The organism is Burkholderia cepacia (assembly GCF_029962485.1).
GTDB lineage: Bacteria > Pseudomonadota > Gammaproteobacteria > Burkholderiales > Burkholderiaceae > Burkholderia.
The window spans coordinates 575582-596112 of sequence record NZ_CP073638.1 but is presented as its reverse complement, the minus strand read 5'-3'; the positions used below and the strand labels follow the sequence as shown (position 1 = coordinate 596112).

The window sequence follows — 20531 nt, the reverse complement described above, 5'->3', positions numbered from 1 at the left end:
CGTCATGAGCAAAATTGAAACCATCAAAGCCGAATTCGAAACCACCACAGGCGCCGTACTCGAACAGCTCGGCAAGGCGCTGTCGACGTTCACGCGCGCCGTTGCCGACGAAGTCACCGCCGGCCAGCACCGCGCGATCGCCGCGCGGGCCGACGACGAGAACATCGCACTCGACAATGCACTGTTCGATAGCGCGCCGGTGGCGACCGTGCCGCGTCACGCGGAATTCGCGCCGCTGCTCGACGTCGGCCACCGCTTCCTGCTCGCGGCCGAAGGCCTGTTCGTCGAGATCCGCCGCCCGTGGCTGCACCTGATTCAACAGGTTGTGCCGATCGAAGGCGCCCGCCCACGTCCGCCGTACGGCTCGATCGACGCAAAAATCGAGTTCGCGTTCGGGCGCATCAGCGCCGCCGAGCCGCACCTTCGCCGGTTCGCAACCGACGCCGCCGGCGCCGCGCCGAACGAGCATGCCGCGTGGATCGTCTGGAACGAGACGAGCAAGGAACTGGTGTACCGCGAAGTCGAAGTGACCAGCTCCACGCCGACCGCGATCACTATCAATCGTCCGGCCCTGGCCGACGACGAGAGCCTCGCGTTCGACCTTCACAGCCACGGCACCGGCCCGGCAGGCTTCAGCGCGACCGATGACGCAGACGATGCCGGCGAAGTGAAGATCGCCGGCGTGATCGGCGGCGTTGGCACGGCCAATCCGAGCGTTGCGTTCCGCCTGTGCGCACTCGGCAAGATGATCACGCTGCGCGTGCCGGTACAGGCATTTTTTCCGTCGACGGAGAAAGCCGCATGAACCAACTCGACATGCTCGAACTCGCCGCGCGCGCCGCAGGGTGGGAAACGACGCGCCACACAGTCCGCGACTGCACCGCAATCCACGTCAGACCGCACGCAACCGCCACGTGGCGCGCGTTCGATTCGATCGGCTCGCGCGCCGACGCGTTCGAGCTGTCGAGCGCGGCCCGCATCGACGTGACGCACTTCGCTGATTACGTAACCGCGCACGCTGGCGCAGGCGCGTTTCGCCACTTCACCCACGACGACATCGATGCGCGGCACGATGTCGCCGCACAGCAGATGGAACGCGAGCGCGCGACGCGCCGCGCGATTACCGAATGCGCCGCGTTGATCGGTCGAGACGTCGGCGCGCCATGGTGGAGGACGGTATGACCCACCACACGACACCGGCCCGCTTTCTCAGCGATCGGCGCGTCACGGTTGCCTTGATCGGATGCGGCGGCACTGGCTCGCAAATGTTGACGGGCCTCGCACGGCTCAATCATGCGCTTGTCGAGCTCGGCCATCCCGGCCTGCACGTAACCGCGTTCGACGCCGACACGATCAGTAGCGCGAACGTCGGCCGGCAGATGTTCAGCCCCGCCGACATCGGCCTGCACAAAAGCGTCGTACTCGTTCACCGCATCAACGCATTCTTCGGCATCGACTGGTGCGGCCGACCTGTGCATGCCGGCCCGGACGAACTTGTGCGCGGCGCGCCCGCGCTCACGATCATGTGCGTGGACAGCGCGGCCGCTCGCGCGAAGCTCGAGCCGACCCTGCGCGCGTCGAATTGCTACGTGATGGATCTCGGAAACCGAGCGAGCGACGCACAGGTGCTGTTCGGCGCACACAAAAACGTGACTGGCAACACCAAGAATGTCGCCGGCAGTACGCCGCTGCGCTGGCCGTACGACGTGCTGCCCGAGCTGATCGACACGACGATTCCCGAAGACGACACGCCCAGCTGCAGCCTCGCCGAAGCGCTCGAGCGACAAGAGCTATTCATCAATCAGGCAGTCGTAACGCAGGGGCTCGCGATCCTGTGGGAATTCTTCCGGCATGCGCGCCTGACGTGGTGCGGTGCGTTCATCAACCTGAAGACAGGCCAAGTGCGGCCGGTGCCTATCGCTAAATCGGAGAGGGCTAAGTGAGCTTCGAATACATCCGCAAACACTACGGCGTACCGGCCGAGCGCGGCCGGCAGGTGAAATGCTACGGCGAGCCTGGGATCATCGTGAACGCGGACGGCCATTATCTTTGCGTCGTCATCGATGGCGACAAGAGCGAAGAGGAGCGCCGTTATCACCCCGTTGACCAGGTCGAATACGGCGAGCTCGTCGACGCGCCGGTACTGCGCGAGTGGCGTTGCCTCCCGCCGTGGCGCGACGAGTTCGAATACGAAGCCTGGTTCACGGTGACCGCGAGCACCCGCAGCAAAGCCAGATACAAGGCATTTCGCGATTTGCTCGACGTCCGCGATATGACCGGGAAGGACATGATCCGCATTCGTGTGCGCGCATTTCGCAAGCCCAAGCCATGCCACCCGGCCTCCGATCCTCCCCACGTTCCGCCCTCCGACGACCCTGACGTGCCTTTCTAGCCCGAAAAAATACCGCGGAGCGACCACGTCGACCTGCCGAACGCACTGAACATCTGGAGATTTTATGACCACGCAAATGCAAGCTTCCAATTTTTCCGCATCCGAACAGCCTGCGCCTATCAATGCGCAAGCCGCACTCGCGGCGATCGAAACGCTACGCCATGTCGATGACATGGGACCGATTGACGAAGGCTGGCAATCGGACAAACTGAACGCCGCACGGAAAGCTGTCGACGCCGTACTTGCCCGCTCCCTGCCAGGGACAACCCGTCCTTTGGGCGATCACCCGGACAACCCGATCGACGCCGCCAGCACAGGAGCACCCCAATAATGGACATGAGCGAACTGCAGCAGTTGGTCCCCGAGCTGCGCCGGCTAGTCGCGGCGCTCGAGCAGCCGAAGAGGCTCGATGAAACGCTGTGGAGCACCGAACAAATCGCAAAATGGCTCGGCCTGTCGAAAGCCACCGTCGAGCTACGAGTCGTCTCCCGCAAGGATTTTCCGGCCGGCATCCGGCCGGTCGAGAGCCAGCAGGCGCAGCGCCGCTGGTTCGCGAGTGACGTACTCGAATGGGCACGGTGCAATCGCGGCACGCTGCCGACGCCACGGCCCGGCCGGCGCCGGAAAACCGATTAACCGGAGCGAGCCCTCCCCACCGTCATTTCAACTTCGACATCAACTTGTTGTACGCACGAAAGGCAAGCCAGATGAGGTGGAGCCATATGAACAGTGCGATAAAGACCGAGATGCCCACCAGTGCGGCGACACCCGAGATTGGGAGGAATTTTACCGACGCGCACACTGGTCGGGCGACCTTCGTTACCGAGTACGCGTGATACGCGGAACGCAACTCGTCGTCGCTCATTTGCTGCACGGTCCTTCCCTTCAAACCGGCGATAACGCTGGTCGCGCGATCCCAATCCATCTGGCCAGCAGAACACGTTTTGCTTTCGTTCCAGGCATCGCTGTACTGGATCACGCCGGAAATACAAGCGCACAACACGCCGATCAAAACGCCGGCGCCTATGATCACCCTAGTACCTCGCCCCATAACGTTGTCCCGTTAGTCTAGTCGTGCCGCCAGTTCGGCCGCCGTTTCGTCATAGTAGATCATCAACGACTTCAGATCCCGGTGGCCGATCATTTTTGCGAGCGCCAGCACATGCAGCTTCTTGGCCAGTCGCGTCGTTGCCTCATGCCGCGAATCGTGAAAATTTAAATCAGCGATCCCCGGCATTTTCTTTGCGAGCCTGTTGCGGTTGCTTCTCCACAAGTAGTCGACTCTCGCTTGCTTGATCGGAAAGCACCGCTCCTCTCCCTCAATCCGCGGCAACCGCTGCAGCAACTCCATCGCGCGTATCGACAGCGGAACGTCACGGGCATCCCCGTTTTTCGTCTTTGGCAAATGCACATAGCGCGCCTCGAAATGCACGTTTGGCCACGTGAGATTCACAATCTCCGCTTGTCGCATTGCAGTTTCGAGGGCCAGCAAGAATGCCAGTGCGACGTAGTGCTCGTTCTTCTCGATACGACAATCGTTGGTGAGCCCTAATGCGCCACACATCGCGACCGCGTCACCTTCCGGAACGCGTCTATCGCGTGACGGGGGGTTCCGAGGTCGCTTTACCTCATGAACCGGATTCGAGTGAATCCATTTCCAATCGTCTTTCGCCGCCGAGAACACGGCAGACAGCAAATTCAGATCACGATTTACTGTCGAAGGCTTCACCACCTTCAACCGCGAATCGCGCCATACACTGATCGCCTCAGGCTTGATCGCCCGCATCAACTCGCCGACGATATCACCCATGGATTCCCGGAAGAATTTGAGACGCTGCTTATTCCATTCGTGCTTGCCCATACCTGGCGACACCTTCTCCAGATACTCATCGAAGCCATCGGACAATGTCTTGGGAATCTTGGAGTAGGATCGACGCTTCCCTGCATCGATCTCTGCCTCGAGCTTCGTCGCCCATGCGATAGCATCAGCCTTGGTGTCAAACGTGCTGGACTCTCGGATGCCCCCGCGCGCTACTTCAGCGCGCCACGTCTTGCCTCGTTTTCTATAACTTGCCATCCTTTCGCCCGGCGTAATTTTGGCGTAAATGATAGCCGGATTTTGACGAATTCTGCAGATCTTTGACGTGGTTGAAAAATCACGAATACCCGTGAATCCCCCGCCTGTCGTGGCTTTGGTGGATTTTGCGATATTTTGATGCTATTGTTCCGCCCTACGATGGTTCCCAGAGATGGGATCAAAAGGGAACGCAGGAGGGGCAACGCCTCGAATCTGCGGCTGCCCCCGCAACTGTGAGCGGCGAATCCGTGCCACTGCATGCCACTGGGAAACCGGGAAGGCCTGCACGGATGACGACCCGCGAGCCAGGAGACCTGCCATCGACCCGAGGTCCAGCAGCCGCACCGGGCGGGGTGTCCCGATGTGCAAGCACCGCCGCTGGCGGCCGCCCGTTGCATGGACGAACCGACCTCAGGATCCGTCAGATGTCCTTCGTTCCCGAATCCGCTTCCCTGCCGGAAGCGTCGCACCGACACGCTGTCGGCACGCGCAACCTGCCCGCCGTCCGCTCACGATCGCCGTACGCGCAACGCGCTTTCTCTCGCTGTCTCATGAATATTCGTTACCTGCTCGCCACGTCCGCCGCCTCCGCGCTGCTCGTCCCGATCGCCCATGCCGCCGGCGACGCCGCGCTCCAGCCGCCCGCCCAGCCAGCGGAAAGCGTCGACCTGCCGACGATCAGCGTGACCGACACGCGTCGCCTGCCCGAATCGTTCGACGGCCGCTATGCGTCGACCCAGGTACTCACGCGAACCGATCTCGACCGCCTGTCGCCGAGCGAGCCGAGCATCACGCAGGCGCTTGCGATGCTGCCCGGCGTGACCGTTTCGCAGACCGGCGGCCCCGGCTCCTCCGCATCGGTCAGCATCCGCGGCTCGTCAGCGAGCCAGGTCGCCGTGTTCATCGACGGCATCCGGATCGGCTCGCCGACTACCGGCATCGCGCCGTGGGCCGACCTGCCGACGGAAGCGTTCGAACGTGTCGAGGTGATTTCGGGGCCGGCCGCCGCGTCGTTCGGCGCCAACGCGATGGGCGGTGTCGTGCAACTGTTCACGCGCCGCTCGTCGAACCAGCCGAACCAGACCACCGTGTCGTTCGGCGGCGGATCGAACAAGACATTCGACACGCAGCTGCGCACGTCGGGTACGGTGCCGTCGACCGGCCCGCTCGCCGCGCTCGGCGGGCTCACCTACTCGCTTGGCCTGCACTCGTACAACACGGCCGGCATCGATTCGACGCGGCCCGTCTTGCCATATCACGAGGACGGCCGCAATCCGTATCACGCGCAGGATCTCGACGCGCGCCTCGGCTACGCGCGCGACAACTGGTCGATCTCGACGTTCGCGCTGTATCACCGCTCCGACCTGTCCTACGACAACAGCGGCTATGCGAACCGCCAGCTTGATCACCAACTGACGACCGGTCTCGCGTTCCATCTCGACATCACGCCCGATACGCAGTTCGACCAGTCGTTCGGTTATGCGAACGATCGCCAGTTCCTCTACGCGAGCGATCCGTCCATCCCGACCGACCAGATCAATTCGCAGCGCATCAGCACGTCGACGTCCCTGACCCATCAGGAGCGCGGGTTCCACCTGTTCGGCCTGCCGCTGTCCGGCGAGAGCAAGCTCGCGTACGACTTCACGCGCGAACAGGCATTCCTGCCGATCGACGCGCCCGGCGGCATACCGACGCGCAACGACTCCGCGTTCTCGCTGCATCAGTCGGCCACGCTCGGCAGCGTCACGATGTTCCTCGCGGGGCGTCGCGAGATCATCGCCGGGCAAGGCGTGAACACCGGCAATGCCGCGCTGTCGTGGGCGATCACGCCGGTCTACACGGCGCGCGTGTCGTACGGCAACGCGTTCCGCCTGCCGAGTTTCAACGACCTGTACTACCCCGGCTACGGCAATCCGAACCTCAGCCCGGAACGCAGCACGTCGGTCGAGGCCGCACTCGACGCCAACACGTCGTACGGCACGTTCTCCGCCGCGATCTACGACACGCGCGTCAACAACCTGATCGCGTACAACCCGGCGACGTATTCGCCGATTAACATCGGCCGCGCGCATATCCACGGGATCGACCTGTCGTACAAGGGGACGATCGGCCGCTACACGCCGGTGAGCGTCGCGATCGGCATCCTGAATCCGCAGGATGAAACCAATGACAGCTGGCTGAACCGCCGACCACGCCAGACGGTCAGCCTGAACGTGGACCACACGTGGGACGAACTTCGCCTGCACGCGCTCAGCACGGGTGCGTCGCTGAACTACGGCGGTACGACGTTCGACGATCCGGCCAATACGACGTACCTGCCGTCGTACCTGAGCGTGAACCTGCGCGCGTCGTACCGGATCAATTCACACCTGACGGTGTCGGCCACGCTGTCGAACCTGTTCGACCGGCAATACATGACCGCGTACGGCTACAACACGCTCGGGCGGACTGCGTTCGGGAAGGTCAGTTATACGTTCTGACGGGCTTTCCAGATGACCGCCAGCGTCAATCCGGCGCGCTCCGGCTCGCCGCGAACTGATCCCGGTTGAATAGCGAGAAATACAACTCGTCGCTCCACTGAAGCCCGAGCGGGTGTTCGGTGGCTCGCGTACGGGTGCTGTCGCAATCGTCGTCAAAGCGCAGGCCGAAAAAAGCGTCCAGCGGCGCGCCGGTCCGTTCGGCCCCTGCACGCTGCAGGACGCGTGCAGCCGCCTCGGGATCGCTCGGCAGCGCATCGAACGCAGCGCCCACGCGAAGGCAGCGGTCAATCTCTGCTTCGACGAGCCGCCGCAATGCATCGGGATCGCTTTCGGACATCAGATCGAGTTCGATGGTTTCGAGCAGCAGATACTGGTCGCGATGTTGCTCCAGAAAAGCGATGGTCTCGTCCAGCCAGGCCGATAAATGTCCGGAAGCGACCGGAAGCGCCGCCGTCACCGTTTTTGGAGCGGGCGGCGCAGGCGCCCGCCCTACCCAGCGCCGCACCCGTTCCGCGAACGTCGATCTTGTAGCCTCTTCTGCCGGCACAGCCGGCTCGGGCGCCGTCTGCCGTGCAATCAGTATCCTGAGGATCGCCACGAATTTCGTGACCCGCTCGAACCCGGGAAGGAACGGGCTGCTGATGGCATGCAGCGGCATGGTTTCGCCGTCCAGCCCATCCGAGACAAGGGACGCACACAGCCGCGGGTCGCACGACATGAGCAACCGGTACATGAACGGCACGTCATAGGCCCATTCGGACAGTCCGGAAATCGTTTCCGGGCGATCCTCATAGGACGTCGGCCGGTTGCCGAGGCTGTAGAGATAGGACCGATTGGCCATGTTGGCTCCCATGTCGGTGAGAAGGTTCATCGGCGCGACCGTGCTCCAGCGGTCACCAAGCCCGAAATCCCGAGTACGTCGGTGCCCCGGCTGTCACGCGCGAACCGCGCGGGCGCTCGGCGACGGCCAACCTGGGATCGCCGATCCCGGCAAGATTATCCCGGATGGATTTGATTATCGACAACATTGGATTTTTATTTCATAGTCTCTCGGGTTCAAGATGACACGATACGGCCCACGGGGAACATCGCAGGTTCGAAGCGCAGGCACCTCATACTTTCACAACTATTACGGGAACCAAGGATTTTCCAATGAAGCAACGCGCCAAAAAGCTACGCCAAAGAATCAAGGAAATAAACGAATCATTTGACAAGTCTCACTACCTTGAATTAAAACACAGATCGATTGAATCACTATATAAAATTCTGCGCTACAAGAGCATAAAATACAAGGAAGAGATCAATCTAGCTCAGGCGCAGCTCATAAAATCCGAGGGATTCAAGGAAAAATACTCTCCGGGCGAGCTGGTGGCATGCACCATTGCCGGCAGAAGCTCAAAATCGTATTGCTTCGGTACATCACACAAGGTATTGCACAACCCTGTCCGGGAAGTCGCAAGCCTGCTGAGCCAGCTTGGCAAAATCGGCAAGACCTCTAATCTCACCGGGTCAAAAAACATTATCGGGAAATGCGCGGAAGTAAAATCGGCGAACGGTTTGTTTTCCGCGAATCGCAACCTGACGGTCAACGAAATAGAGTTCACTCCCGCAATTCGCCCACGCACGCTGGAGAACATTCCAAGATGCCCTAATTGCACGAAAATATTCGGGAAAGAACTATGAACTCGTCAGAATTCGACTTCGACCTCTTCTTTACCTTTCATTGCGAGCGATGCCTTACCAAAATTCACATTGCCACGGCGGGAGACGCCAATATTCCGAGGCAGATATTCGAAGATCATTCGCACGACAAGAACAGAAGAATTCTAAGAAACCTGCCGGAAAGAAATTTATTTGAATTTCAAATCAATCCGGCCATCAGGGAAATATTCTCCCTGAAAAGAGCCTTATGGGAAGAGTCGACAGAGAAAGACTACGTTTTTGATGAACAAGCTTATCTGGCTGATTTCATATACTACGCCCAGCGCGGCTGTTTTTCCTTCGACAGAACCAACATCAGCGATCCGAGCGACAACAGATATCATCTTGTTGCCTATCCCGTTCTCGGGACGAACTTCCGCTTTTGCCACCCGAGCCCCGTCCACCCGCCAAGTATGATCAACGTAGACGCGCTTGTTCGGAACGAATTCAACAATCCGGTCAAAATCAAATTCAACGAATGGGGCACCACCATGCGAGCCTTTGGTCAGAACGCGTTCAGGTTGATATCCCGACGTCCTTTTGGCGGACATGCCGGGCCCCGATGATTTTGGAGGCGCCCGCCGCGCAGAACGATTTCGTCGCCACACCGCGACATCCGCCACGCCCATGCGCGGCGAGAAGCGTCTACCGCGGACCGGCAATCGTATGCCAGCACTACATCTCGACACGACCGGCACGCACGGGAAATTGACATCGCAGCAAAAACTAATAGAATTAGTTTTTTGACTAATCTGCATAGCATTCGTCATGGCACGTGCCGGCATTACCGTGGACAAGCTGGTCGAAGCCGGCGCGCAGCTCGCCGATGAAACCGGCTTCGAGCAGCTCACCGGCGCGGCGCTCGCGCGACACTTCGACGTCAGGCTGGCCAGCCTGTATTCCCACGTCCCGAGTTTCGACGACCTCAAGAGCCGGATCGCGCTGTTCGCGCTGAAGGAGCTCGCCGACCGTGCGACCGACGCGCTGGCCGGCCGCACCGGCAAGGACGCGCTGGCCGCGCTCGCGAACGTCTATCGAGACTACGCGCGCGCGCATCCCGGCCGCTTCGCGGCCGCGCGCCATCCGGTGAGCGCAGCGCGCGCCGCCGAGAGCGCGGGTGGCCGGCTCGTCAGGATGACCTCGGCCGTGCTGCGCAGCTACGACCTGCCGGAAGCCGAACAGGCCCATGCGATCCGCCTGCTCGGCGGCTTCTTCATGGGCTACGTGACGCTCGAAAGCGCCGGCGGTTTCTCGCACAGCGCGCCGGATTCCGACGCGTCGTGGTCGCGCAGCCTCGATGCGCTCGACGTGATGCTGCGCCACTGGCCTTCGGCCGCATGACGCGCCGGATGGAATTCAAGCGATGAAAGAGAAACCCGACGGCGTCGTGCTGCCGAGCCGTGTCGTGCCCTTCCCCGCCTCGATCAGCGACGAAGCGCGAGCCGCGTTGCAACGACTGGTCGGCAACGACGGCGTGCCGCTGAATGCGCTGCACGTGATGCCGGCGCCGGACGACGTCGACGCGTGGATGCGCGTGAAAGCGGCCGCCGACGAGCATTACGCGGCCGCCGTCGAGAAGCTCGCCGGGTATCTGCGTTCGAGCGTCGAGACGATCCGGGCCGGCCACGCGGACGTGCATGTCGCGACGCCCGAAGCAACGGTGTCCGAAGAGTGCGCGTACATCGACCTGCACGGCGGCGCGCTGATCGTCGGCGGCGGCGCCGCGTGCCGCGCCGGCGCGCAGATGCAGGCCGACCGGCTCGGCATGCGCTGCTACGGCGTCGACTACCGCATGCCACCCGATCATCCGTATCCGGCCGCGCTCGACGACTGCATCGCGGCCTATGCGTTCGTGCTGGAACGCCACGCGCCGGAGAACATTGTCGTCGGCGGCCGCTCGGCCGGCGGCAATCTCGCGGCTGCGATGGTGCTGCGCGCCCGCGACGAAGGCTTGCCGCTGCCGGCCGCACTCGTACTGCTGTCGCCGGAAGCCGACCTGACCGAATCCGGTGACAGCTTCGAGACCAACCGGCTCGTCGACGTCGTGCTGCCGACTTCGCTGATGGCAAACAACCTGCTCTACGCGAACGGCGCCGATCTCGCGCATCCGTATCTGTCGCCGCTGTTCGGCGATTTCTCGGCCGGTTTCCCGCCGACATTCCTCCAGAGCGGTACACGCGACCTGTTCCTGTCGAACGCGGTGCGCCTGCATCGCGCGTTGCGGCGCGCGCAGGTGCCGACCGAGTTGCACGTGTTCGAAGGGATGCCGCACGGCGGGTTCATGGGCGCGCCGGAAGACATCGAATTGAGCCAGGAGATCACGCGCTTCGTGCTGGCGCATGTGCGGGCATTGCAAGCGGTTGAAGGCGTTCGACCGAACGGCAGCCCGCTTCGGGACTAGGCAAGGCCGCGCATACCCGCGACCAGCTGGATCGCACCGAACACCGCGATGACGGCGGCCGACACGCGCGACAACCCGTGCATGAACGCGAACGACATCCTCGTGCGCAGCGCGGCCGTCGCGCCGCTCAGGCACAGCCACCAGGTTGCCGAACCGACGAACACGCCGGCGACCATCCACTCGACGGCCGGCCGCATCGCGCCTTCGTGCGAGCCCGATAGCGGGCCGAGCGCCGCAAAAATCCCGACGAACGACAGGATCGTCATCGGGTTCGACAGCGTCAGGCCGAACGTCGTCAGGAAATCACGCAGAACGGTCGTGCGCGGCAGGTCGCGTTGCAGCGCGGCCACGGCCGGCGGCTGGCGCGCGATGGACCACGCGAGCCACACGAGAAACACGCCGCCGCCGATCTTGAGGGCAACGGTCAGCATCGGGAATGCGGTGACGATGCCCGCGATGCCCAGCGCGCCGAGCAGGCCGTAGATCGCATCGGCGCACGCGGCGCCGATGCCCGTCGCGAACCCTGCCTGAAAACCGCGGCTCATGCTGCGCTGAATGCACAGCATGCCGATCGGGCCGACCGGCACCGCGATCGACAGCCCCATCATGACGGACTTGATGAACAGCATCGCCTGCTCCTTGCGACATGCAACGGGTTGAACAGGCATCGTAGGGAAAGTCCGGTCACCGCTGAATGCGGTTTTTAAGGAAAAATAGGCGCTCCACCTTAAAAAATCCCGCCGCGATGGATGATCTGGACTGGAAGGTATTGGCGCTGCTACAGGCCAACGGCCGCATCAGCTATACCGAGCTCGCGCGCCAGGTTCACCTGTCGGTGCCGGCGGTGACGGAGCGCGTGAAGCGCCTCGAGGCGTCCGGCGTCGTCGAGGGCTACACGGCGCGGATCAATCCGGCCGCGGCCGGCTACCCGGTGAGCGCGCTGATCGGCATCACGGTGCCGCAGCCGGCCAAGGCAAAATTCCTCAAGTTGCTGGAGTCGATTCCCGAAGTCGTCGAATGCCGTCACGTGACGGGCGAGGATTCGTACGTGATGCGGTTCGTCGCAACCAGCATGACCCATCTCGAACAGCTGATCGAACGCATCAACCTGTACGGCGAAACGCGCACGTCGATCGTGATGTCGACGCCAGTGCCGGTGCGCGGGCTGGCGCGGCCGCCGTCGAAGCTCGACGGCAACCGCGGCTGACGCGTCGACCGCCACCGGACGGACGGCCAACTGCGCCACGAGAGCCGTGAGTGGCGATGACCTGCCGGTCGCCGGCTGGCAGCCGGCGACCCGCCTTTCCCGGGACGATCGACGCGCCCCGGCTACTTGCCGGCGACGCCACCCAGCAAGCCACCCAGCAGCGACGTAACGGGCGCGAGCGGATTGCCCGCGCCGCCCGACGCCGTACCGCCGCCCGTACCGGCCCCGGGCCCGTTCACCACGGTTGCCGGTATGCCGCCGACGACGCTGGTCACCAAACCGGAAATCGGCACGCCGCCGTTCGCGCCTTTCGGACTCACGAGGCCGCCCGCATTGGTCACCGTGTTGCCGACCGCTAAAACCACCTGGCCGACGGCGCCGACGAGCGGCTGCGACGACGCGGACGTCACTTTGACACCCGCCGACGTGATCGCCGCGCCAACCTGCCCGAGCAGGCCGGCGACCGGCTGCCCGAGGCCCGTCGCCGTGCCGATCTGCTGTGTGAGCTGGCCGGTGGTCGTGACGAGCGGCGTGATCGCGTTGCTGATCGACTGGGTTACCTGTTGCACCGGGCCCGACGACAGCGTCGAACCGAGTGTCGCGCCGGCCCCCTGGAGACCACCGGCCACCGTGTCGAGCAGGCCGCCGACCGGCGCCGTGATCGGCGCCAGCGGCGCGAGCGGCCCCGTACCGAGCGCCTTCACGGTCTGGCTAAGACCGGTGACCGGGTTGCTCGTCGAACTGACGATGGAGCCGAGGCCGGCAACGGTCGTACCGACCGGATTCGACGCGATGCCGATCTGGCCGATCCCGTTGCTCACCGCGTTGGAGGTATCGCGAATGATCGTGCCGGCGCCGGTGACCGTGTTGCCGAGTCCGGCCGTCACGTCCTTGCCGACGGGAGGCGTCACGCCGTTGATCGTCGTGCCCGCGGCCATGACGACTCCACCGACGGAACTGATGATGCCGTTCGTGCCCGGCGTGCCGCTGCTCGAACCGCTGCTGCTTGTGCCGCTACTGCTCGTGCCGCTACTGCTCGTGCCGCTGCTGCTTGTGCCACTGCTGCTCGTGCCGCTGCTGCTTGTGCCACTGCTGCTCGTACCGCTGCTGCTCGTGCCACTGCTGCTCGTGCCGCTGCTGCTTGTGCCACTGCTGCTTGTGCCACTGCTGCTCGTGCCACTGCTGCTCGTGCCGCTACTGCTTGTGCCGCTGCTGCTTGTGCCACTGCTGCTCGTGCCACTGCTGCTTGTACCGCTGCTGCTCGTACCGCTGCTGCTCGTGCCACTGCTGCTTGTACCGCTGCTGCTCGTACCGCTGCTGCTCGTACCGCTGCTGCTCGTGCCGCTGCTGCTTGTACCGCTGCTGCTCGTGCCACTGCTGCTCGTGCCGCTGCTGCTCGTGCCACTGGTCCCGCTCGTGCTCGTCGCGATGTTGTTGCCCGGCAGTGTCGGCGCCGAAATATCGCCGCCGCCGCACGCCGCCAGCGCGCACGCCGCAGCGATGGCGGCAAGCGCGCCATTCGCCTTGATGAAATGATTGTGCATGGAAGTCCCCGTCAGCTGTTTAACGTCGTGCTTCCAGCAAGCATCTACCGTGCCATCGCCATCAGGACCGCTGACGATCCGGCCATCGCATCGGATCGCGCCGTCCGGCGGGCCTTGCACGGACGATCCACGGCGCGGTTGCCCAATCTATCGTCGTGCGCGTACCTTACGTTCCAGTAACGCTTCCGTAACACGAATCCGGTGTTACGTAGCACCGCGCGACAAATGACGATGCATCGCGTCTCCGCTCTCCTTCGAGCGCACTCAACGGTGCTATCGTCGAAACCTGCCCCAACATCTCCACTATCCGCGCCCTCGGCGCTCCGATCCCCGGACCAGACAAACGATGAACAACCCGCGAGCAATCCTGACCGCCGCCGATATCGCGGCGATGGAACCGGAGCATTCCGTCCATCCGTTGAACGCGAATGCCGTCCGCCTGAAGCGATCGCTGGGCGACGCCACCGGGCTCACGCAACTGGGCTTCCATCTGATGACGTTGATGCCGGGGCACGAATCGACCGAATATCACCGGCATTTGTACGGTGAGGAATGCCTCTACGTGCTATCCGGATTCGGCGAGGCAACCATCGACGGCCAGACCTGTCCGGTCGGCCCGGGAGACTTCATGGGATTCCCGCGCGGCGGCCCCGCGCACACGATGGTCAATACCGGCGACCTGCCGCTCGTCTACATCGTCGCCGGCGATCGGCCGGAACACGACGTGTGCGACTACCCGAAACTCGGCAAGCGTCTGTACAAGGCGGGCGCCAACAAGGTGTTCGTGGATCACGACGAATAGCGTCACGCGTCACGGCCGCTTAACAAGCTTCACGATCGTAAGCGTGCCGCGGGCGTCTTCAACCCGGACCCTCACCCTGTCGCCCGTCACACGATCAACGTCACACCGGCCCACGCGATCAGCACGATGCCCACCGCGCGGCCGATGCGTTCGCCGCCGGGCAGGACTTTTTCCGCGAACACGAGGAGCGACAGTGCGGCAATCCACACGACGTTCATCACGCCGCCGACGAACAGCAGCGCCATCAGCAGCCAGCAGCACCCCACGCAGTACACGCCATGACGCACGCCGAGCAGGAAACTGCCCGCGATGCCCGGACGCCAGTGCGCGACCAGGAACGCGGCCGGCGCTCGGCATTGCCGCAGGCACGCGCGCTTCAGCGGCGAGAATTGATAGAGCCCGGCCAGCGCCAGCACGACCGCCGAAAGGATGGCGCTCTTCGACCACAGCATCATCGCGGAGATCAATCCGGCCGGTTGCAACATCGCCTGAAGCAGCGCCGCACCGACCGAGAACGCAAGCCACGTGGTCAGATAGCCGGCCAGCAGCGACACCGACGTGAACGCCGAGCGCGAAGCGTTGTCGCCGCGATGCCGCAGCACGCGTCGGTACAGCATCACGAGCGGCACCGCACCGGGCGTCATCATCGCGATCATCATCACCCACCACATCGCGATCACGGTCGGCAGCGACGGATCCATGCGGCCCATGTCGTCCGCGAGACGATGCGGAAAAAGCGCGAACGTCGTCATGTCCAGCGCCGACATGCCGGTGCCCGCACCCGTCCACACGTAGAACCAGCACACGCCGACGAGTGCGGCCATCGCGAGCAGCGTGATGACGCGCTCGCGACCGAGCCAGAAGTCGAACGGAGTCATGCCGCGACGCGATGCCGGATCAGTCCGTGGTTGTTCAGGTGCAGCCGCGCGAACTGCGCATAGGTGCCGTCGAGATTCAATGCGATGTTGCCTTGCGAGCGCCCCGTGCCCGAGCCGATTTCCGCCAGCTCGTATTCGAACCCGTTCGGCAGGTCGATCCGCACGCGGTGCTCGTCGCCCGTCACCGGGTTACGGATCGGTTCGCCGGTCGCGTCGAACACGCCCTCGACGTGAATCCGGCCGCGCCGCGCATCGACATCGACGTCGAAGTCGATCTTCGTGAAGATCGGATCGAACGCGTGCTCGAGCGTCGACGCATACACCGAGAACATCGTCGCGAATGGATCGGTATCCTGACCGGTCATGATCTTCAGCACGGCATCGCGCTGCTCGGGGCTGGCCCGTTCGTCGACGATCGGCTGGCACTTGCCCCGGCCTTCGTGAACGGCGCCCGGCCACTGGAACACGACCGCGATCCTGACGCCGTCGAGCACCACGTCGCCGTAGTGGCCGCTGTCGATCGACAGCGCGCCCATCGCTGCGCAATTGCCGTTGGTCGGCAATGCATTGAACTGGCACGGGCAACCGTATGAGCAATTGCAACTGATCATTTCGGTACCCTGAATCTCCCACGGCGTCATGACTCCACCTCGCGCTCGGTGACACGTAAACGCTTCGAATCTAGTGCACGCAATGGGGAAATCAAAGCAGGAAGGGCGGCGTGAAAACCCTGCGTGCCGGCCACGCGCAAGACGCGCCGACACGCGCCCGCAACGTCGCTCCGGCCACCGCCTCGCCACCCCGGTCTCAAACGAGCAGCGACGCGACGATCGCACACCAGACCAGACTCGCGCCGCACAGAAACACGCGCCGCGCGACGAACATCCGCGACTCGTCGTCGGGCGTTTTCATCGGCGACGTCGCGAGAAACGGCACACTGGCCAGGCACGCGAAACCCGCGAGCGCGGGCACGATCACGACGTAGTCGCCGAACCGCCAGGGCAGCGCCTCGTGCAAACCCCAGTAACCGAGAAACAGCATGCCCAGCGAAAACATCGTCGCGGCAGCCGAACTGAGCGCGACCACCGATCCCGTCGGAAATTGCATGGGAGCCTCCGTTCGCGCCGCGAGCGCGACGCCGGATCATTATCCGGGCATCGAAGGAAAAATCACAATGGTTGCCGCGGCACCCTTCTCGCCGCATGCCCCGCGCTCAACCGCTCATCTCGCCGAGAATCGCCATGATCTCCTCGGCCAACAGCAGGCTCGCCGGCCCGCGGCCGTGCTTTTCGCGGCGCACGAGCGCGAGCACGTTGCGGCTGAACGCGCGATCGCGGATCGGCCGGTACGTCAGGCTCTCCTGCCGGTATTCCTCCGCGATGTCGAACTTGCTCAGGAACGCGATGCTTTCGCTCGCGGCCGCAAGCCGCTTCATCGTCTCGATCGAATTGGTCCGGAACGCCGGCTCGACGTCGATGCCCGCCTCCTCGAACGTATCGGCGACGATGCCGTGCATCAGCATCGAACGATCGGCAAAGATCAGCGGATACGACGCGCAGTACGCGAGCGGGATCGATTCCATTCGCGCGAGCGCATGCTTCGGCGAAATCACCGCGCCGAGGCTCGTATCCATTTCCCACAGGCTTTCGAGCTGCGGCGACGGCGCCAGGTTGAAGCCGAGACCCAGGTCGGCTTCGCCGCTGGCGAGCGCATCGGCGATCTCGCGCACCGACATCACGCGAATCGAAATCTTGATGTGCGGATGCTGTGCGCAGAAATTCGCGGCCGCGGTGGATGCGACCCCGCTCGCGAGGCCGGTCACCGTCGCGATGATCACCTCGCCCTTCTGCAATGTGTTGAGGTTGCGGATCTCGGCCTCGACCTGCCGGTATTCCGACATCGTCCTGCGCACGTGGGCCAGCAGGATCTCGCCGGCCGGCGTCAGCCGCAGCCCGCGCGGCAGGCGTTCGAACAGCGGCTCGCCGATTTCCTCTTCGAGCAGCAGCACGTGCTTGTTGATCGCGGACGGCGCGACGTGAAGCTTCTCGCCGGCCGCGCGGATCGAGCCGCACCGCGCGACTTCGTCGATGTAGCGCAGCAATCGTGAATGGAGCATGGTCGCCGGTCTCCTGGAGTCGGCAAAGCGTACTCGAAAAGCGCACGCTCCGTGCAAAAAACGCTGCTTTTTAGAAACGGTGACATCGGTTTTCATGACTCCTGTCGCGTTCGTGGGCCGATGGCACCGCCCGGCCGGTACGCGCACGCTGCGGCGACCGCGTTTGTTGCGGCGCAAAAGCAGGTTCAAACCAACCGATAAAGCGAGACAAGTCATGTACCAAGCAGTCAGCGAGAGAACGGCCGGCACCGCGGGACAACGCGACCAGGTTGCGGCCCACTACGACCAGGTGCGCGCGATTTTCGACATTCTCAACGGGAAGAAGGAAGCCGATCTCCTGCTGAAGAATCTGAACATCCTCGACGTGCATAGCGAGACGGTCTACCAGGGCTCGATCCTCGTGTACGACAAGCGCATCGTCGCGCTGAACCCCGACGAAACCGCGATCCGCGTACGCGAGGTGTTCGACGGCGAAGGCCTGTACGCGATCCCCGGGTTGATCGACGCTCACATCCACTTCGATGCGCAACTCGCGCACCCGGCCGCGTTCGCCGAGGCGATCGTGCCGTGCGGCACAACGACGATCTTCTCCGAATGCCTCGACTTCGTCAGCGCGGCCGGCGCCGAGGCCGTGCCGGCCACCGAGCAGTTGTTCCGCGATCACGACCGCCTGCCGTATCGCGTGTTCGCGTTCGCACCGGGCAAGAAGACGTCGGTCGACGTGACCGACGCGCTGCTGAAAATGGACCCGGTGATCGGCCTCGGCGAGCTCGCGCACCTGACCTACAGCGTGGGCAACGACGACGACTTCCGCAAATCGGCGCTGGGCCGCGCGAAAGGCGGCTTCATGAACACGCACTGGGGCGTGACGGCGCTGTCCGACATGATGCTGAACTACATGCCGGCGATCGGCGCGTTCGCGAACCACGACGTGTGGAAGGAAGACGACATCGAGAAGAGCGTGCGCTACGGGTTGCAGACGCAGATCAAGTTCGGCGTCGGCAGCCCCGAGGTGATCAAGATCATGCTGCGCGCGATCGTCAAGCGGAAATGGCCGTCCGAGAACTTCCAGCTGTGCGCGGACAACATCTCGGTGGACCGCCTGCTGACCAAGGGTCACATGGACTGGATCGTGTCGCTGTGTGCCGAGATGGGCATCGATCCGATCCAGGCGATCAAGATGGCGACGCTCTACACGGCGCGCGCATTCCGGATGGACAATCGCTTCGGGTCGCTGACGCCGGGCCGCTTCGCCGATATCGTGCTGACCGACAGCCTGTCGAAGATCAACCCCCGCTACGTGTTCAAGGATGGCGAACTGGTCGCTCGCGACCGCAAGCTGCTGAAGCAGGCCAACGTCGACTACTCGGGCATGGTGAAGCAACCGGTGCCCGGTCTCGGCGACCTGACGCCCGCTCAACTGGATCTCGTGCCGCTCGAAGTGTCCGACGACGGCACGCAGGCGAAGGTCTACCTGTTCGACGTGTACGGGCGCGGCCACGAGAAGTTCTTCCAGGAAGTGTGGGTGCCGTTGCGCGACGGCAAGGTCGTGCCCGAGGTGGCCGGCGTCACGCTCAACCGCATCGCGGTCGTGCAGCGCTACGCGAACGGCAAGCGTCACGTCGTCAACGGGCTGTTCAAGGGCGTGTCGATCGAGCGCGGCGCGGTGGCAACGTTCTGGCCGGCGCCGAAGGCGTACTTCGTCGTGGTCGGGAACGACAGCGACGAGATGTGTCATTGCCTGCGGCAAGTCGATTCGTATGTGGGCGGCTGCATCGTTACTGACGACAAGACCGTGAAGGCCGTGCTGCCGCTCGACATCTACGGCGTGATGGCGAACATGAGCCTCGCCGACCTGCTCGGCGCGACGCGTTCGATCGACCAGGCACTCGAAGCGCTGGGCAACCGCAACGAGGGCGAACCCGTGGTGAACAAGCTGCTGACGCTGTTCATCTCGCTCGACCGCTTCGGCTTCATGGCCTGACGCGGGCCGGCAGGAGGAGACGACCGGCGGGCGCCCACGAGCCCCGCCGGCTATGGGAAGCGCGGATGGCACGGGCACCTTCGCCCGGTATACCTTCGTGCATTCCCCACGACAGCGCATCGCACCGCCGCCACCCCGGCGCACCGACACGCGCGGCAACACGAAGACAACCAAGGGACCACCATGGCGCACCATGCAAGGGAAGCGGAAGTCATCGATACCGGCAGCCTCACCCGGCGCTGGATCACCTATGTCGTCGGTATCTACATCCTCACGCTCGGCATCAGCTTCGCGATCCGTGCCGGCATCGGCATCTCGCCGCAAAGCAGTCTCACCCGGACGATGACGCTCGTCTACCGGCCGCTGAGCCAGGGCACTTACAACTTCATGCTCGAGCTGTTCATGCTGTTCCTCACGTTCCTGGTCCTGCGCAAGGATTTCCGCGCGAAGCACTTCGCGTCGCTGATTCCCGCGTTCGTGCTGGCCAGCTGCCTCGACCTGAACCTGATGCTGACGCGCTCGATCGGCTTCCAGGACTACCTGCCGAAACTGGGCCTGCTCGCGTTCGCTGATGCGCTGCTCGCGTTCGGCCTGTTCCTGATGATCCGCGCGAACCTCGTGCTGATGCCGATCGACATGTTCGTCAACGCGATCTTCGAGCGCACCGGCTGGCGCTGGGGCGACATCAAGACGAGCTTCGACTGCACGTTGCTGCTCGTCAGCGCGGCGATCGGCCTGGCTTTCCTCGGCAAGCCCGAATTCATCCGGGAAGGCACGTTCATGAACGCGATCCTGGTCGGGCAGTACATCAAGCTCTATTTCTTCCTGTTCAGGAAGGCCAAGGGCATGACGGCATCGCTGCAACGCCGTTCGCTGGAGCACCGCGCCAACTAGCGCCCTTGCTTCGGCCGGTGTCGCGGCTTGGCCGCACACCGGTTCCCGCGCGGCT

General features: G+C 63.5%; 24 protein-coding genes and 1 riboswitch. Of the genes, 15 read left to right on the top strand and 9 right to left on the bottom strand.

All coding sequences use genetic code 11. From position 1 onward, the window contains the following. Positions 1-4 precede the first annotated feature (4 nt). From KEC55_RS19165 to KEC55_RS19140, 6 genes are all read left to right on the top strand, one after another. Positions 5-805 (top strand): PRTRC system protein A, encoded by an 801-nt coding sequence (locus KEC55_RS19165; protein WP_282509660.1) that lies wholly within the window; start codon positions 5-7, stop codon positions 803-805. Next, entirely contained in the window at positions 802-1182 is a 381-nt protein-coding gene (locus KEC55_RS19160; protein ID WP_282509658.1) for a hypothetical protein, read from the top strand. Before KEC55_RS19165 ends, KEC55_RS19160 begins: the two co-directional genes overlap by 4 nt. Further along, entirely contained in the window at positions 1164-1943 is a 780-nt protein-coding gene (locus KEC55_RS19155; protein ID WP_282509656.1) for a PRTRC system ThiF family protein, read from the top strand. Before KEC55_RS19160 ends, KEC55_RS19155 begins: the two co-directional genes overlap by 19 nt. After that, positions 1940-2392 carry a hypothetical protein gene (locus KEC55_RS19150; RefSeq protein ID WP_282509654.1) on the top strand — a complete coding sequence of 151 codons (453 nt, stop codon included), beginning with the start codon at positions 1940-1942 and terminating at the stop codon, positions 2390-2392. Before KEC55_RS19155 ends, KEC55_RS19150 begins: the two co-directional genes overlap by 4 nt. Before the next feature lie 64 nt (positions 2393-2456). Then, positions 2457-2723 (top strand): hypothetical protein, encoded by a 267-nt coding sequence (locus tag KEC55_RS19145; protein WP_282509652.1) that lies wholly within the window; start codon positions 2457-2459, stop codon positions 2721-2723. Positions 2724-2728: 5 nt separating this feature from the next. Next, the gene (locus KEC55_RS19140) at positions 2729-3028 is read left to right on the top strand and encodes a hypothetical protein (protein WP_282509650.1); all 300 of its coding nucleotides are present in this window, start codon (positions 2729-2731) and stop codon (positions 3026-3028) included. A gap of 22 nt (positions 3029-3050) precedes the next feature. Here KEC55_RS19140 and KEC55_RS19135 read toward each other — a convergent pair whose 3' ends face one another. Further along, positions 3051-3425 (bottom strand): hypothetical protein, encoded by a 375-nt coding sequence (locus tag KEC55_RS19135; protein ID WP_282509648.1) that lies wholly within the window; start codon positions 3423-3425, stop codon positions 3051-3053. A gap of 30 nt (positions 3426-3455) precedes the next feature. Continuing rightward, positions 3456-4469 (bottom strand): tyrosine-type recombinase/integrase, encoded by a 1014-nt coding sequence (locus tag KEC55_RS19130; protein ID WP_282509646.1) that lies wholly within the window; start codon positions 4467-4469, stop codon positions 3456-3458. 143 nt (positions 4470-4612) lie between these two features. Then, positions 4613-4805: riboswitch (cobalamin riboswitch) on the top strand. Between the two features lie 215 nt (positions 4806-5020). Between KEC55_RS19130 and KEC55_RS19125 the strand changes: the two genes are divergently transcribed. Then, positions 5021-6949, top strand: coding sequence for a TonB-dependent receptor domain-containing protein (locus KEC55_RS19125; RefSeq protein ID WP_282509644.1), 1929 nt, complete (start codon positions 5021-5023; stop codon positions 6947-6949). Between the two features lie 25 nt (positions 6950-6974). Here the strand turns inward: KEC55_RS19125 and KEC55_RS19120 are convergent, their stop codons facing one another. Continuing rightward, positions 6975-7820, bottom strand: coding sequence for a hypothetical protein (locus KEC55_RS19120; RefSeq protein ID WP_282509642.1), 846 nt, complete (start codon positions 7818-7820; stop codon positions 6975-6977). 281 nt (positions 7821-8101) lie between these two features. On the opposite strand from KEC55_RS19120, the gene KEC55_RS19115 reads away from it, so the two are divergent. From KEC55_RS19115 to KEC55_RS19100, 4 genes are all read left to right on the top strand, one after another. Continuing rightward, a complete protein-coding gene (locus KEC55_RS19115; RefSeq protein WP_282509640.1) occupies positions 8102-8632 on the top strand; it encodes a hypothetical protein in 531 nt (176 codons plus the stop codon). After that, positions 8629-9216 (top strand): hypothetical protein, encoded by a 588-nt coding sequence (locus tag KEC55_RS19110; RefSeq protein ID WP_282509638.1) that lies wholly within the window; start codon positions 8629-8631, stop codon positions 9214-9216. The genes KEC55_RS19115 and KEC55_RS19110 overlap by 4 nt, the downstream gene beginning before the upstream one ends. A 202-nt stretch (positions 9217-9418) precedes the next feature. Next, positions 9419-9991 (top strand): TetR/AcrR family transcriptional regulator, encoded by a 573-nt coding sequence (locus KEC55_RS19105; RefSeq protein WP_282509636.1) that lies wholly within the window; start codon positions 9419-9421, stop codon positions 9989-9991. Between the two features lie 22 nt (positions 9992-10013). After that, positions 10014-11051: an alpha/beta hydrolase gene (locus KEC55_RS19100; protein WP_282509634.1), complete on the top strand. Its 1038-nt coding sequence runs from the start codon at positions 10014-10016 to the stop codon at positions 11049-11051. Here the strand turns inward: KEC55_RS19100 and KEC55_RS19095 are convergent. Beyond that, the gene (locus tag KEC55_RS19095; protein ID WP_282509632.1) at positions 11048-11680 is read right to left on the bottom strand and encodes a LysE/ArgO family amino acid transporter; all 633 of its coding nucleotides are present in this window, start codon (positions 11678-11680) and stop codon (positions 11048-11050) included. The genes KEC55_RS19100 and KEC55_RS19095 overlap by 4 nt on opposite strands. 116 nt (positions 11681-11796) lie before the next feature. On the opposite strand from KEC55_RS19095, the gene KEC55_RS19090 reads away from it, so the two are divergent. Next, positions 11797-12258 (top strand): Lrp/AsnC family transcriptional regulator, encoded by a 462-nt coding sequence (locus tag KEC55_RS19090; RefSeq protein WP_282509630.1) that lies wholly within the window; start codon positions 11797-11799, stop codon positions 12256-12258. 122 nt (positions 12259-12380) lie between these two features. Here KEC55_RS19090 and KEC55_RS35135 read toward each other — a convergent pair whose 3' ends face one another. Continuing rightward, positions 12381-13802, bottom strand: a complete 1422-nt coding sequence (locus tag KEC55_RS35135) for a collagen-like triple helix repeat-containing protein (RefSeq protein WP_432626311.1) — start codon at positions 13800-13802, stop codon at positions 12381-12383. A gap of 346 nt (positions 13803-14148) precedes the next feature. Here KEC55_RS35135 and KEC55_RS19075 point away from each other — a divergent pair, with 346 nt between their 5' ends. Then, positions 14149-14604: a cupin domain-containing protein gene (locus KEC55_RS19075; protein ID WP_282509625.1), complete on the top strand. Its 456-nt coding sequence runs from the start codon at positions 14149-14151 to the stop codon at positions 14602-14604. An 86-nt stretch (positions 14605-14690) separates the two neighbouring features. Here the strand turns inward: KEC55_RS19075 and KEC55_RS19070 are convergent, their stop codons facing one another. The 4 genes from KEC55_RS19070 to KEC55_RS19055 all read right to left on the bottom strand — a co-directional run bounded on the left by KEC55_RS19070 (position 14691) and on the right by KEC55_RS19055 (position 17598). After that, positions 14691-15482: a DUF2182 domain-containing protein gene (locus KEC55_RS19070; RefSeq protein ID WP_282509623.1), complete on the bottom strand. Its 792-nt coding sequence runs from the start codon at positions 15480-15482 to the stop codon at positions 14691-14693. Continuing rightward, entirely contained in the window at positions 15479-16123 is a 645-nt protein-coding gene (locus KEC55_RS19065) for a DUF1326 domain-containing protein (RefSeq protein WP_282509621.1), read from the bottom strand. Before KEC55_RS19065 ends, KEC55_RS19070 begins: the two co-directional genes overlap by 4 nt. A 166-nt stretch (positions 16124-16289) precedes the next feature. Next, on the bottom strand, positions 16290-16589 hold the full coding sequence (locus KEC55_RS19060) for a hypothetical protein (protein ID WP_282509619.1): 300 nt from the start codon (positions 16587-16589) through the stop codon (positions 16290-16292). Between the two features lie 106 nt (positions 16590-16695). Next, positions 16696-17598 carry a LysR family transcriptional regulator gene (locus KEC55_RS19055; RefSeq protein ID WP_282509617.1) on the bottom strand — a complete coding sequence of 301 codons (903 nt, stop codon included), beginning with the start codon at positions 17596-17598 and terminating at the stop codon, positions 16696-16698. A gap of 214 nt (positions 17599-17812) precedes the next feature. Here KEC55_RS19055 and KEC55_RS19050 point away from each other — a divergent pair, with 214 nt between their 5' ends. Together KEC55_RS19050 and KEC55_RS19045 are read left to right on the top strand one after the other, a co-directional pair. Further along, positions 17813-19582 carry an adenine deaminase C-terminal domain-containing protein gene (locus KEC55_RS19050; RefSeq protein WP_282509615.1) on the top strand — a complete coding sequence of 590 codons (1770 nt, stop codon included), beginning with the start codon at positions 17813-17815 and terminating at the stop codon, positions 19580-19582. Positions 19583-19765: 183 nt separating this feature from the next. After that, complete coding sequence (locus tag KEC55_RS19045) at positions 19766-20476, top strand: YczE/YyaS/YitT family protein (RefSeq protein ID WP_282509613.1); 711 nt, start codon at positions 19766-19768, stop codon at positions 20474-20476. Positions 20477-20531 lie beyond the last annotated feature (55 nt).